This is a genomic window from Paenibacillus sp. FSL H7-0943 (genome assembly GCF_037963265.1).
Classification (GTDB): domain Bacteria; phylum Bacillota; class Bacilli; order Paenibacillales; family Paenibacillaceae; genus Paenibacillus_AQ; species Paenibacillus_AQ odorifer.
The window spans coordinates 5,936,124-5,951,074 of the sequence record NZ_CP150148.1; the positions used below are offsets into that span (position 1 = coordinate 5,936,124).

10 protein-coding genes are annotated in these 14,951 nt (G+C 43.0%); 3 read left to right on the top strand and 7 right to left on the bottom strand.

Annotated features, from left to right (window positions below; translation table 11 throughout):
- Positions 1-123: 123 nt before the first annotated feature.
- The 6 genes from NSQ55_RS25855 to ascB form a co-directional block, all read right to left on the bottom strand.
- Positions 124-2,196 (bottom strand): penicillin-binding transpeptidase domain-containing protein, encoded by a 2,073-nt coding sequence (locus NSQ55_RS25855; protein WP_076184807.1) that lies wholly within the window; start codon positions 2,194-2,196, stop codon positions 124-126.
- Positions 2,197-2,742: 546 nt separating this feature from the next.
- Positions 2,743-4,800, bottom strand: a complete 2,058-nt coding sequence (locus NSQ55_RS25860; RefSeq protein WP_076184808.1) for an iron ABC transporter permease — start codon at positions 4,798-4,800, stop codon at positions 2,743-2,745.
- A gap of 8 nt (positions 4,801-4,808) precedes the next feature.
- Positions 4,809-5,831 (bottom strand): iron-siderophore ABC transporter substrate-binding protein, encoded by a 1,023-nt coding sequence (locus NSQ55_RS25865; RefSeq protein WP_076130322.1) that lies wholly within the window; start codon positions 5,829-5,831, stop codon positions 4,809-4,811.
- A gap of 149 nt (positions 5,832-5,980) precedes the next feature.
- Positions 5,981-6,820 carry a PRD domain-containing protein gene (locus NSQ55_RS25870; RefSeq protein WP_076144575.1) on the bottom strand — a complete coding sequence of 280 codons (840 nt, stop codon included), beginning with the start codon at positions 6,818-6,820 and terminating at the stop codon, positions 5,981-5,983.
- Positions 6,821-6,950: 130 nt separating this feature from the next.
- A complete protein-coding gene (locus NSQ55_RS25875; protein ID WP_339169753.1) occupies positions 6,951-8,795 on the bottom strand; it encodes a beta-glucoside-specific PTS transporter subunit IIABC in 1,845 nt (614 codons plus the stop codon).
- Between the two features lie 282 nt (positions 8,796-9,077).
- On the bottom strand, positions 9,078-10,490 hold the full coding sequence (ascB, locus tag NSQ55_RS25880; protein ID WP_339169755.1) for a 6-phospho-beta-glucosidase: 1,413 nt from the start codon (positions 10,488-10,490) through the stop codon (positions 9,078-9,080).
- A 112-nt stretch (positions 10,491-10,602) separates the two neighbouring features.
- Here ascB and NSQ55_RS25885 point away from each other — a divergent pair, with 112 nt between their 5' ends.
- Positions 10,603-11,571, top strand: a complete 969-nt coding sequence (locus NSQ55_RS25885) for a LacI family DNA-binding transcriptional regulator (RefSeq protein WP_339169756.1) — start codon at positions 10,603-10,605, stop codon at positions 11,569-11,571.
- 86 nt (positions 11,572-11,657) lie between these two features.
- Complete coding sequence (locus tag NSQ55_RS25890) at positions 11,658-12,251, top strand: YdeI family protein (protein ID WP_076098816.1); 594 nt, start codon at positions 11,658-11,660, stop codon at positions 12,249-12,251.
- Between the two features lie 20 nt (positions 12,252-12,271).
- Here the strand turns inward: NSQ55_RS25890 and NSQ55_RS25895 are convergent, their stop codons facing one another.
- Positions 12,272-13,183, bottom strand: coding sequence for a LysR family transcriptional regulator (locus tag NSQ55_RS25895; RefSeq protein WP_248549715.1), 912 nt, complete (start codon positions 13,181-13,183; stop codon positions 12,272-12,274).
- Between the two features lie 135 nt (positions 13,184-13,318).
- Between NSQ55_RS25895 and NSQ55_RS25900 the strand changes: the two genes are divergently transcribed.
- The gene (locus NSQ55_RS25900) at positions 13,319-14,932 is read left to right on the top strand and encodes a carboxylesterase family protein (protein WP_339169759.1); all 1,614 of its coding nucleotides are present in this window, start codon (positions 13,319-13,321) and stop codon (positions 14,930-14,932) included.
- The last annotated feature ends 19 nt before the right edge of the window (positions 14,933-14,951 follow it).

Below are 14,951 nucleotides of genomic sequence, written 5' to 3' on the forward strand. Positions count from 1 at the left end.
ACTAGGATAAAAGTTTCACGCTTTATGGTTACAATATTTTAATCTGGAACCCGTTCCTTCGATCCGCCACAAACCGCTCTGTAAAAAGAAAAAGAAAGCGCAGTGTGCGCTCTCTCCTTTGTGTTATTCGCTGATACTTTTATCCACATTTTTCTTCGGAATTCCATCCAATCCGTACTCCCAATCATAAGCATCAAAAATTTTTCTCGCTACAGGTGCTGCACTGCTAGATCCAAATCCGCCTTCAGGAATAACTACAGCTACAGCAAGCTTTGGATTTTCACGTGGTGCAAAAGCTATAAACACTCCGTTATCACGGTTTATGTTTTTACTATCCGTCTGTTGTGAAGTTCCTGTTTTACGCGCAAAATCATAGGGGAAATCACCGAAGGCACTTTTAACGTCACTGTTCATCCCTTTCTTTATCTCCCGCCAATAGGATTTATCGAAAGTAGTCACTTCATCAAGCACTTCCCGTTTGAATTCTTTGATAACTTTACCTTTGGAGTCCGTAATCTTGCTTACTAGCTGTGGTTTGATTCGTTGCCCTTCATTGGCTAGTGTAGCCGCATATTGCGCCAACTGAAGAACGGTATAACGTCCCTGCTGCCCAAAAGAAGCATAAACAAGTGCCGACTGAACTGAACCCGCTTTAGCTTCAGCTTTATAATTCAAATCACCCAAGTATTCCCTTGGTAAACCTATCCCTGTTGGCACACCTAGACCGAATTCTTTCATATATGTGTCCCATACCCCGATGCCCTTAGACTTGTATTTTTCGTACAATTTTTTTCCGATCATATCAACCATATATACGTTTGAAGATTTTTCAATGGCTGTATAAGGATACAAAGAGCCGTATACATGATTGGATGAGTTCCTTACATTAGTCTCATGTCCTTCCCTACCAAATGAGGTGATCCCTTTATCTTGATAAGTAGAAGAAGTACTTATAAAGCCCTCTTTTAAGCCAATTAACACACTCAATGGTTTTATGGTCGAACCAAGCAGCACGGTGGATTCAAAATTATGCCCTGATCTTCCCGATGAGTATGGAGTTATCGTTCCATTTTGGTAATGCTTTTCAATTTTTTTATACACCTCTGGAGAGATCGAACCCGTAGCCCAGCTGTTAGTATCATAGTCAGGCATACTTGCCATAGCAATAATATTACCTGTATCCACTTCCATGGCTACAGCGTAACCTGTTAAAGCATCAGGATGTGTTTCTCCCTGAACGGTGTGTGAATGTAACCACTGAATCTGATCTTTAATGGCTTCTTCGGTCTTCAGCTGAATTTTTTTATTAAGGGTAGTCCAGATAGTGCTTCCTTTAACCGGGGGTTCAATACTTACAATTTTTTCTGCCATATTCTGCGGATCTACGGAAACTTCCTTATAACCATTCTGGCCCCGAAGCTCTTTCTGGTATTGCAGCTCTAAGCCATCAAAGCCTACTAGCTCATCCTCTTTATAGTTAAGTCCAGGGTTCTGATTATTTTTCATCGCCTGAAGTACATCCTTATAAAGATCTAAACTAGTAGAGGATTTAAAAAATTTCACGTAACCAACAGCTTGTACAGCCACCGTATCGGTATCATAATGCCTGCTGCTTTCCTCTATCACTTCTAGGTTTGGATATTCGTTTTTGTGTTCTAAAAAATAAGCGATTTCTTTCTTAGTTAAACCTGATTTAATTCTTCGTGCTACATAACCAGAGAGTTTTTTTGAATATAAATCCATAGACTCAAGGATCTCTTCTGTGGTTAGTTTTTTTTCATTAGGAGCACCATAAGTTTCGAAGGCTTCTGCTAACTTGCTGGCGAGTGCCTTTGATTTATTATTTGCCTCAGCAGTTAAGGTAACTTTTTTCGTAGTTTTATCTGTTTTTGTTGCGGTATATTCCTTATCCAAAGTAAGGTACAAAGATTGAACGGGCGTTGAGTATGCCAATTTCTCACCATCAGCAGCGAGGATATTCCCTCTCAATGCCGATAATGCCACTATTTTCGTATCCCGATTAGCCTCAGCTTCAGATAACGTAGGTCCTTCGACAAATTGCAAGACCGCAAGGCGTAGGATAATCACACAAAAAATAATAAAAGTGCTAAAGAAAAAAATATTGATTCTTAATTCGCCAGAGTTGTTAATAGTTTTGCTGCCGTCTTGTACACCTTTTCTGTCGAAGAGCCTCACATAATCCCACTCCTTATTTCCAAAATTCTACAACATAAGATTAAAGTATAAACTAGCAAACGGAAATATACAAAATTAAGAATAATAGTTAAATAATTGTTCACAAATCGATAATATCCAATTAAAAAAGCAGCTTTCCCCGGTATGGGAGAATCGCTGCTTTTTGTTTATGGGCGTTGGTGGCCTGCACCAATAAATTCTCAACATTCGCTGAGGCTTAAGGACTCAGATGACGTTATATGCGGATTTTTAGCCTTTGGAGCTTGGTTTCGGACTCCAATGACGTTATTTCATAGGAAGAAGGGCAAATCGGGTGCTTTTCATGCCAATAGCGACTATGCGGTCCGTTGTCACTTCAAATGCGAAATAAAACTGCGTTTAAGGTCATCTGTGTCCGATAGCTGTAGCGTAAGGGAGGGAAATCTTAATCGAATGAAACGATGTTTGAGGCGTTCTAGATGGAGTAAGCTCTAATTAATCAGGGGGTGCCCCAGCAGCCATTTTACGGCTGCTGGGGCACCCCCTGATTTTTTCTTATAACAAAATCTACACTTTTCTAACCTGTGACCGGTACATTAGAAACAAGAAATACGGAGCCCCAATCAGCATAATAATAAGGCCTGAAGGGATTTCTTTCGGCGCCATTATGGTTCTTCCGAGCGTATCGGCAATGACGAGCATCAAGCCGCCAAGTAATCCTGACAAAACAATCGAGCGTCTCGTATGATGACCAATCATCATCCGCACCGCATGCGGCGCCATGAGTCCGAGAAAGCCAATTGTTCCCACACTTGCAACGGCTCCCGCTGCAAGCAAAACGCCGATAATCATAGCCCAAAGCCGCGTTCCTCGAACCGGCAAGCCCAATCCTGTTGAACTCTCGTCACCAAATGCCAACAAATCGCATTTTCGGCCCAAATAGTATGCAATCGGAACAAGTACAAGCAGGAATGCAAATAGGATGTAAAATTGATTCCAGCTTCGTCCATAAGTCGAACCCGTTAACCAAATTAAGGAGCTACTGCTCCATAAACTTCCTTTGACGATCATGACCTGGATTCCCGCAGAGGCAATAGCAGAGACTGCGATTCCAAGCAAGATCAGAACCGATGGATTCAAGGACCTGCGCCAGGCCATAAAAAAGACAAAAGCAGCAGCCAGTGCCCCACCCACGATTGCGGCAAGCGGAACTGCAAATACCGTCAATGCTGGCCAAACGGTCATTACGGCCAAAGCACCAAAGCCAGCCCCTGAGGTCACACCAATAATAGAAGCATCTGCCAATGGATTTCGAACAGCACTTTGAATCAATACACCACTGATTGCAAGTGCGATCCCTCCTGCAGCCGCTACGAGTGTACGGGGAAGCCGTAAATTCAGCAGGACGGAATAGGATTGATCCCCCCTATGGAACAGACTACTTAGCAATTCACTGATCGGTATTTTTGTTCCCCCAAACGATAAGCTTACGAGGATAATAACAATGAGCAGCACGGTCATAACTATAGCCGTCGGCACAAAGCGCAGACGCAGTCCCGCTCCACCGATACTCATCGATGATTGGCCAGCGCCTGAGCCCGATATATTTTTCATCTTGGTGAGTACCAGCCAAATGAGCCACGGGGCTCCAATAATCGCCATAACTGCACCTACAGGCATTTCACCCACACTGCTTCGCACTACACGCGCTAGCGTATCCGCTGCCGTGATGAGCAAGGCTCCCCACAACGCGCTTGCAGGAATGAGCAGGCGATGCTTGCGAATCCCACTAAGTCTGACGAGATGGGGAGCCACTAAGCCGACGAAGCCAATCGGTCCAACCACGCTGACTACAACCGCAGCCATTAATACCGATAGGCCAAGTCCTGTCGCCCGAATTAACCCTACTCGCTGTCCAAGTGAACGAGCGGTTGACTCATCGAGCTCCAGCGCATCAAATTGTCTGCCGGCAAATATCGCTGCCAATAGCAGCACTACGACAAAAGGCCAGGCATATATAACACCGTCCCAATCCAACTGGATTAGGGAACCTGAACCCCATAAAAACAGATTTTGTGTTTCTGTTCTTTTAAAAATATGTATGGCCGATGTAAACGCTCCGAGCACCATGGAGACGATCATACCTGACAAAGCCAGCCGAACAGGTGTGGCTGCCTTGCCTCCACTCAATAAATAAGCGGCTAAAGCAGCAAGCAGTCCCCCTGCAACTGCGAGCAAAAATGGAAACTCATGCTGCAAAGCAGGAAAAGCTACCATACCAAGCACGACCATAAAGTATGCCCCGGCATTAATCCCAAGTGTATCTGAGGAAGCAAGCGGGTTCTTCGTTATAGTTTGCAATAATGCCCCAGCCACAGCCAGAGCAGCCCCGGCCAGCAGACCAATAACTGTACGTGGCATGCGGATATCCCAGAGCAGATTATGTTCCATTATATCTTGGCGATTCAGCAAACCATCTATTACAGTAGCTGCAGGAATCTTGGCTTCCCCAAAGCCCAAACTTAAAACGAACAGAATGAAGAGGACGGCAAAGCCGCCCCCAAATATTCCAATGATCCGCCAGTTCATGCCGATAGAGGCTTCTTTGCTACTCTTTTCGTTCATAACCGCACTCATTTCGTTAATGTATTTACAACTTCATCCACGATAACTTTGGAGGAGATCGGACCGCCGAACACCCAAGTAGTACTGCTCAATCCGAAGGTGCGATTCTCTTTTACAAAGTTAAGGCCATTCCAAACGGAATTATCCTTCAGTTCTTTCGTGAAAATATTATCATCCTCTTGGACGATATAGATTAGATTTGTATCCTGAACCGCAGGCAATGCCTCAACTGTAGAGGTACTGAATCCGTAAACTTCGAAATTTTCGGGTTTCCAGTCGTTTTTCAGACCGATCCGATCCAAAGTTTGTACCGCAAGTGAATTATCTGTAAAAAGACGCATCGTTGCTGCATTCTGGTAGCTGTATGCTTGTGTCAGTACATAGTTCAAGCCTTCTTTGCCTGCATCAGCCAGCTTTGCTTTTGCATCTGCATAATGTGCATCCAAATCAGCAAGAACCTTATCGGCTTCTGCTGTTTTACCTACTGCCGCTGCAATTGTTTTGAAAGTATCTTCCATCAGTGTGTACTGATTACCTTCTCCTTCATTCGGATACAAGCCGAAAATCAATGTTGGAGCGATACTTTTAAGTTGATCATAAATTCCTTCATGCCCACCCGTATTGGCAATAATCAGATCAGGCTTTAATGAAGCAATTGTCTCCAGATCTGGCTCGTCACGGGAACCAACATCAGTCACGTTTGCATCAAGTGGTGCTTCAGAAGTCACATACAGCTTATAGTTTTCGTTATCTGCGTTACCTACTGGCTGCACTCCCAGTGCAATAACATCCTCCGTAAAGGTCCATTCCAATACCACAACTCTTTGCGCAGGTTTGTCCAGCGTAATCTCACCTTTAGAATCCTTTAAAACAATAGGACCGCTTGTAGATTCACTGCCCGCGTTTTCAGCAGCTGGTTTGTCAGTTGCTCCCGCGTTCGATGTTGAATTGTTCTTTTGGTTAGTACCACAGCCTGATACGACCAATATAATAGCAATAACCATAAATAAACTAATTAACCTTTTGTGCATTTGCTTTATCCCCCTGGATTCAACGTTCGAAGTTGATTCCATGATAACCGTTATCAATCTATTGATAATGATTATCACAGAAAACATATTAGTAATCTTATACGCGATTCTCCCGAAAGTCAAAGTTAAAATTTAAGGCTTAACCGTCCCTACTCCATGATCTGGTTTGTAATTCTTTCAATGTGTATGGTCAGATACAGCATTTCATCATTTGTTAACTCCCGATTATATGTTTTATCAATATAGATTTTAATTTTCTCAACGCTTGCGAAAGCTTCCTTATACTGCTGCTTTACCAAAATAAATAGGCCATTCTCATTATCAGGAGGTGGAGTACCGTTGATGAGACGTTGTGCAAAAAATTTCAAATGAGTGATAAAACGGTAATAAGCAAGGGACTCCTCATCGTACTCTAGCCTGAAATGGCGCTTCACGATATTTAGGATGTCGTTCATGATCTTGGTGATATTCACCATGTTAGGCATCTCTTCATTTAGTTCTGCATTCACCAGATGGAGCGCAATATGTCCGGCCTCATCTTCGGGAAGTCTGACTCCGAGCTTGGAATGTATAATTTGAAGCGCAGCTTTCCCAACCTCATATTCTTCTTTATAGAATTTTTTGATTTCCCAAAGCATGGCGTTTTTAATCTTCATCCCTTTTGAGAATCTCTCCAGCGCAAAACTGATATGATCTGTCAGACTAACATAAATACTGTCATCCAGCATTTTACCGAGCTGCAGTTTGGCGAAGTTGATAATCTCTTCTGAGAGCTCCATGTGCTCGATTGGAATCTCGGAAAGCAGCGTTTTTAGCTTATCTGAAAGTTTTTGATTGCTTAAAGTGAATATCTTTTCAATTTTATCTTCTTCTAAAAAGTCTCCACGTTTTTTCTTAAAGGCCAGTCCTCTTCCCATGACTACTAGTTCAAAATTTTGGTCATCTATGACAGTAACAACATTGTTGTTTAACACTTTTTCGATCCGCATATTACAGCTCCTTACCTTTTCATTTTTACGAAGCTAGCACTTTTTTATAGTATTCTATAATAAAAAATCGATCTCTAAGTAGCAGTACTAAGAGATCGATTCCATTCATACCTTATGACTCTTCAATAGATCACACTACAACAGTCAGCAGATCTTCACCCGGTGTAATAGCTGTTTTATTGGTACCAATCACATCACTATAATTAGCCGTATTGGTAATAATTATCGGCGTTGTGCATTGATAACCTTCATTTTTTATTTGTTCAAAATCAAACTCAATCAATAGATCACCCTGTTTAACTGTTGCTCCTTCTTGCACTTTCACATCAAAGTATTTACCTTTTAGCTTCACGGTTTCTATACCGATATGAATCAAGACCTCAACACCCTCATCCGATACTACCGCAATACAATGACCTGTTCTGAAAATAGTGGATACAACTCCACTTACCGGTGAATAAAGCTTACCTTCTGTGGGTTCAATTGCAATCCCCTTGCCCATTGCTTCTGAAGCAAAGGCAGCATCATCTACTGAGGTTAACGGGATTACGTTACCAGCCAGAGGGCTTACAACGGTTGAACTTTTAACGGCGTGAGGGAGGATAACCTCGCTTTTTTCAGTATTCGTTTTTTCTTCTACAATATTCACTTTCTTTTTATCTTCATAACCAAATACCATGGTAATTACCATAGCCAATACAATGGTCACTCCTGCTATAATCGCTTGAACGGCCAGCGGAGAGAATGCAGGAAGACTTAATACGCTGACAAATGCGAAGACTTCCATCTTCACTTTGAAAAGACCACTAAGTGCTCCACCTACTCCGCCGGCAATGGTTACATAAATGAAAGTCCGTTTGTAACGAGTCAGCAATCCGTAAATAATAGGTTCTGTTACACCGGAAAGCGCGCCTGGTATAAATGTACTGCCGGCCAATGTTTTCAACTGTTTGTCCTTTGTTTTCAGGAAGATCCCCAACGCTACACCCAGCTGAGCGAAGATGGCCATGCCGGCCATTGCATATATCGGATCTCCACCCTTAGCAATATTCTCAAGAATAATTGGCACAAGTCCCCAGTGCAATCCGAGCACAGTCAAATACGTCCAAGCTATTCCCACAATTGCTCCCGTAACAATACCGCTTTTCGTACTGAGGAACAAAATAGCGTCTCCAATTAAATTCCCTACATTCACGCCAAACGGTCCGAACGCTAAAATAGTTAACGGCACAATCACAATCAAACATATCATAGGGACTAAGAACATCTGCAAATCCTTGTGTATAAACTTTCTTAGCTGCTTATCCAATAAAGCGTATATACAGATGGCGATAAAAATCGGAAACACGCTTGATGAATAGTCCGAAATTACTAAAGGAATACCTAAAAAATGTGGAGATTCAACACTTGCTAATCCCGTAATATTAGGCTCAAGTAAGGCCGCACCGATACTACCACCCACATAAGCATTCACACCCAGCCTAATCGATAACGTAATCCCTAAGAAAATGGGTAGAAAATAAAACACGGCATTACTAGCGCCGGCTAATACTTTGTAAGTTTCGCTATCCGCACTTAGAACATGTAACGAAGCAAGTACGGTTAATAGCGCTTTCAACATACCCGCACCTGCTAAAGCACCAATCAGAGGCGAAAAGCTTCTAGAAATAACATCAAAAATCAAAGTCCCTATAGGTTTCTTTACCTTGTTCTCGCCAGAGTCACTGTTAGGGGATATGGATTTGGCAATTTCTTTATACACATCAGCAACATGGGTACCCACTATAACTTGAAACTGTCCCCCTTTGCTAACGACCCCAATAATCCCTTTCATTTTCTCCAAATTTTCTTTATCAGCTTTTTGCTCATCGTTAAGTGTGAATCTTAGTCGCGTGGCACAATGAATCACATTGTTAATATTTTTCTCCCCACCGACAGATTGAATAATGTCTTTACTTAGCTGTTCATAACTCATTTTTATACACCCCTCTGTAACAGATCAATTAATCACGGATATCAGGGAACACAAAAAAACCTAAATCACATCTATGTACGAGTGAGATTATCCCCGTAATCATAAATGAAACTTAGGTTTTGCCTGCTATGCAGTAGCAATCCTGATATCCGATTAATTTAATATTTACAAATTAACATGTTCAATTAATGATGTCAACAATAAACCAGTGTCTGTATAATATTGGATAAAAAAAAAGGCCCTGATAGATCAAGAATAACTCGATTATCAGGACTTTTTTTATTAGAACAGGCTTTGTCCGTTGGATTCAATTACTTCTTTGTACCAGTGGAAGGACTTCTTACGGTATCTCTCCAGTGTACCTGAACCATCATCATGACGATCTACATAAATGAAACCATAACGTTTCTTCAGCTCGGCGCTTGTTGCGCTAACCAAGTCGATGCAGCCCCAGCTTGTGTATCCCATAACTTCCACGCCATCAGCAATAGCTTCTGCTACTTGAACCAAATGATCTCGCAAATAATTGATCCGGTAATCGTCGTTTACGATCTTCTCACCGTTCCCGTCTACAACCAGCTGATCGACGGCGCCAAGGCCATTTTCCACGATAAACAGCGGTTTTTGGTATCGGTCATAGAATATATTCATCACATAACGCAAGCCCTGCGGATCGATCTGCCAACCCCATTCGCTCGCTTCCAGATACGGATTCGGTATCCCACCCAGCAGGTTTCCTTCTCCTCTGATCTGTTTCTCCGGATCGGCTGTTTCACATGTGCTCATATAGTAACTGAACGATATGAAATCCACGGTATGCTTCAGAATTTCTTCGTCCCCTGACTCGAAATGAATGTGAATTCCATTTTCCTTAAAGAACCGTTTCATATAGCCTGGATAATAACCTCTGCTATGAACATCCGCAAAAAACATATTTTTGTGATCACTTTGCATCGCCTTGATCAAATCGTCCGGATGCGGAGTGAGCGGATAAATTGGCATGCTCAGCACCATGCAGCCTATTTTGAAATCAGGATTGATCTCATGGCCGATCTTCACCGCTAAAGCACTTGCAATGAACTCATGGTGAATGGCCTGATACAGATCCTGCTTACTCAATTTCTCCAATGGAGTATTGATTCCGCCACTCATAAATGGGAACTCTAGGATAGAATTGATCTCGTTGAAGGTCAGCCAGTATTTAACCTTATTCTTGTAACGATTAAAGATCGTTCTCACATAACGCTCGTAAAATTCCACCATCTTACGGTTAACCCATCCATCATACTCTCGTGCCAAATGCAGCGGGGTCTCATAATGGGAGATCGTAACTAGCGGTTCAATGCCGTATTTATGACACTCGTCGAACAGGTCGTCGTAGAACTGCAAGCCTTGTTCATTCGGCTCCAGCTCGTCCCCTTTCGGAAAAATCCGTGACCAGGCAATAGACGTCCGGAATACTTTAAAGCCCATTTCCGCAAACAGCTTAATATCTTCTTTATATCGGTGATAGAAATCGATACCAATTAACTTCATGTTATCGTCGGTAGGAACTTCTGTAGGCGCAGACTTAATGCCATGCGGCATGACATCTTGGGTAGACCAGCCTTTGCCATCATCCTGATACGCCCCTTCAAGCTGGTTAGCGGCTACAGCCCCACCCCATAGGAATCCTTCTGGAAATTGTAAGTTCATATTTCTTCCCGCCTTTGCTATTGTGATAGTATAGGTTTACTGCTCTAATCCGAATCCTAAACCTTGGAACGCGTTACATGTCAAGGATTAATCTTGCAAAGGAGATAAGCCGATGTCCACACTTGACGAAATTGCTAAGCTGTCGGGCTTTTCCAAAGCTACGGTATCCCGAGTCCTGAACGATTCTCCCCATGTCAGCAAGAAAACTAGGGAGAAAATTCTCGCCATTATGAAAGAGACGGACTATGTTCCCAATCGGAATGCCATATCTTTATCCAAAGGCCAAACCCAGCAAATCGGCATGATTACCTTAGACCTCAACGAGCTTATTTTGTGCTTCATGAACAGCTTCGTCGAAATTTCCGGCCGTTACGGATACCAGACGATTATTTATACCACCGGCGGTGATAAGCAAAAGGAACTTCAGGCCTTCGAGGATCTCAAACAAAAAAGAGTCGACGCCCTGCTTATTCTGACCGCTGTTAACGATAAAAATGTCATAACTTCCTACTGCAAATACGGCCCGATTGTGTCTTGGCAACGCATGGACCATCCTGAAATACCGTCAGTTGCCATGAACCAATATGACGGATATGCACTCGCTCTAGAGCATTTGATAGAGCGGGGTTATACGCGTATCGCTAATGCTTTTGGCCGCCCAAGCAGCATAAATACCCAGAGTAGACGACTAGCTTATGAGCAAATCATGACCAAATATAATCTTCCCATTGTTGAGAAATGGTATTACTCCACGATTTATGGAATCCGTGACGGAGAGCAATTGGTGCGAACCCTAATTGGACAACCCGATCAGCCGGATGCCATTCTGTGCTCCAATGATTTGGTGGCGGTGGGCGTTCTGAGCGAAGCACGTAGACAGCAGCTGGAGGTGCCCCGTGATCTAGCCATCATTGGTTTTGATAATTCGGAGCTGTCACAGACACTCGGAATTACCACTGTTCGGAATCCGATTGCAGGACAGGCGGAGAACGCCTTTCTTCTGCTGGCTCCAACCCTGCTTGGACTGGATATGGAGCTGCAGCCCCTATCGTTCCAACTGATCGAACGGGAGACAACATAGGTTGCCCATTCCCAGAAGATTACGACTGTACATTCCATAAAAAAAGTAAAATTGTATTGAAAATATGATGAAGATGGGTGTTTTTTATGACAAATAATGTATTGAATCCTAGGGTTGATAAATTTTTAAGTAAAGCGAAACAATGGCGGGAAGAATATGAGCAGTTGAGAACGATCGTGCTTGATTGCGGGCTGACCGAAGATTATAAGTGGATGCATCCATGTTACACATTTGATGATAAAAACATAGTATTAATTCATGGATTTAAAGAATATTGTGCGCTTCTCTTTCACAAAGGTGCCTTGTTACAGGATCCCAATGGGATTCTAATTCAACAAACAGAAAATGTGCAGGCAGCGCGCCAGATTCGGTTTACGAATGTGCAACAAATCGTTGAAATGGAAGCTGTTCTGAAAGCCTACATTCAAAATGCCATAGAAGTTGAAAAGGCGGGTTTGGAAGTCGAATTAAAAAAGAAAGAGGATTACCTCATTCCTGAAGAGCTTCAGACTAAATTCGCTGAACTTCCTGGCTTAAAAACTGCTTTTGAAGCCCTAACGCCTGGACGGCAAAACGCATATATTTATCATTTTTCTCAAGCCAAACAATCCAAAACCCGCGTATCCCGAATTGAAAAATTCATCCCGCAAATCCTTGAGGGTAAGGGATTAAATGATTAGCGTTGCTGACAATGAGTCAATTAAGCCTTAGGGTTTATTGGCTCTTTTTTTAAATTGTCTTCTTTTAACTGCTTGTAATAATCCTCAACAAAGGCCTTGAACTTTTTAGCGACATTAGTCATGTACCGGTTGGTATACCATGAGATTTCAATGGTGCGGGTACTTATGGGTTCTTCAATAGGAAGAAGCACAACAGAGGATCCTTGAGAACCCCCCCAAGTTACAGCGGGGATAAAAGAAACCCCTAGTCCCGAACGGACTAGACTGCGTACCATCGAAGGCTCATCGCATTCATAAATGATACGCGGAGCAAATCCGGCGGCGTGACAGAGAGAATCCGTCGTTTCGCGCAGCTGCTTGCCTATTTTCAAACTAATAAAACCGTCTTCCGCGAGTTCATTCAGACGTACACTTTTACGGGTTGCGAGCCTGTGCTCATTAGGAACCGCCAGCAGGATTTCTTCCGTTAATACCGGTGTGGACACTGTTCCTGGAATCTTGAGCGGAGTAGAAGAAATACACAAATCAAAAGCCGGATAACGTGAGATCTCCTGATCCTGCTGCAATAGCTTGAATTGAGCTTCCGGGTACTTCTGACGAAATAATGTGATCATATCCGGAAGCAAATAGGAACCCGCTTGGATAAAAATCACTACAGTTCCTGTCGGTCGCTCAGACAAGTCCAATAGCTCTGTTTTCCCCTCCTCTAACGTTTGTAGGGCTAAATCAACTTTCACAAGAAACCGCTTTCCATATTCATTTAATCGAATGTATTTTCCTGTGCGATCAAACAATTTGACGTTTAATTCGCCCTCAAGATTTTTGATCATTTTACTTATAGCAGGCTGTGAGATTTGGAGTATTTCGGCTGCTTGGGTCATATTCTCAAGCTTTGCAACCGTTTGAAAGTACCGAAGCGAAAGTAAATCCAACGAACCCACCCTCTTCTATAACCTTAGAGTTATGTATTTTATATATAATAATATATTTTTCATCATCATAGCAGAACACTATAATAAAGAGAATTAAAAATACATAAGAATCTGCAGGAGAAAGGGGAACTATAAATGAGCACACGAGAACCCATGGAAGAAATTATTACAGTCTCCAGCGGTCAGCTTAAAGGCATACGTCTGCCAACACTTGGGGCGATCGCATGGTTAGGGATTCCTTATGCGGAACCTCCCATAGATAAGCTCAGATGGAAAGCACCGCGTGAGATAGAACCTTGGACAGGTGTATTGCCTGCATGCCATTTTAATAATAGCAGTGTCCAATTCATTCAAGGGGAACCTGGCGGCAGTGAAGATTGCCTCTTTTTGAATATTTGGCGACCGGATCATGCCGAGGCAGGCTTACCCGTATTCGTCTTCCTCCACGGCGGCGGAAATATTGGGGGTTCGGGACGGGATTTTCAAGGTGGAGAATTGGCGTGTAAGACAAATAGTATAGTGGTTACAGTGAACTACCGTTTAGGAGCAATGGGATTTTTCCGGCATCCCTCACTCCGAACCGGGGACCCCTTGGATGACTCAGGAAATTACGGTCTCCTCGATGTTCTTCATGCGCTAAAGTGGCTGCACAATAACATTGTTTGCTTTGGGGGAAATCCAGGGAACATAACATTAGGGGGCCAGTCTGCAGGTGCAAGAAATGCATTAGCTGCTTACCTTTCACCTCTGGGCAGAGGGCTCTTTCATAAGCTTTTTATTATGAGCGGAGGTTTAACAACGGCTGTTACGGAGCAAAGCGAAGAAAAAGCAGATGACATTTTAACAGAGTTATTAATAAAAACAGGAATGGTCAGCACTCAAGGTGAGGCAAGAGTATGGATTTCCACACAATCTGCGGATAAGATTTCCGCCTTCCTATTTCGTCAGAATGCCTTACACTTTGTCGAAATCATTCGTGAGACGGGGCTTCAGATGGCTGCTTTTCCCCATTTGATCGAAGATGGCACGGTCATTCCTATTGGTGGCTTCGACAATCTAAATAACCGCGATCACCCTTCCCTGCCGATCATCCTTGGCAGCACTGCCAGCGAATTCTCCGAGTTCACTTTATGGGATACTCATTTCTTCTCCCTAGTGCAAAAGGAAGAGTTAGCCGGAAATCTGGAAGAAAAGAAGCTCTATGAAGCTGCAGTCCAATATGGGAGCGATCTGTATGCAGAATTTAATGTAGAGCAGACTACAGAGATATTATTAAGTGCGATTCCGGAGATGCCCATCTATGCTTACCGCTTCGCCTGGGGGTTAAGAGACGGAGTGATCGATCCTTACATCCGTTTTCTTATGGGTGCCCCGCATGGTGCAGACATCCCCTTCTATACAGGTGACTTTTCCAGTGTCCAGGAAAGATTTCCTGCGGATGTAATTTCCGAGCATAACGAGCCTGGGCGTAACATGCTCTCTTCCCTAATGAGGGACTATTTACGGTATTTCCTATATACCGGTAATCCTAATGCTGAGGGACAACCTGCTTGGCAACGATACACCTCTAATCCCCGGTCTGCGGAAATTCTCTGGTTAGATGCTAGCCAGGATCAAACTATTGTTCAATCCGTCTGCAAACTTGTAAAAAAAGATATCCTGTCCCAAATGGACAATGATCCCCGTTTAGCAGCAGAACAGCGCAATTGGCTAAAAAACAATTTATTTGCGGGACGTTTTTTCTGGTAAGATAAATGATTGTAGAATT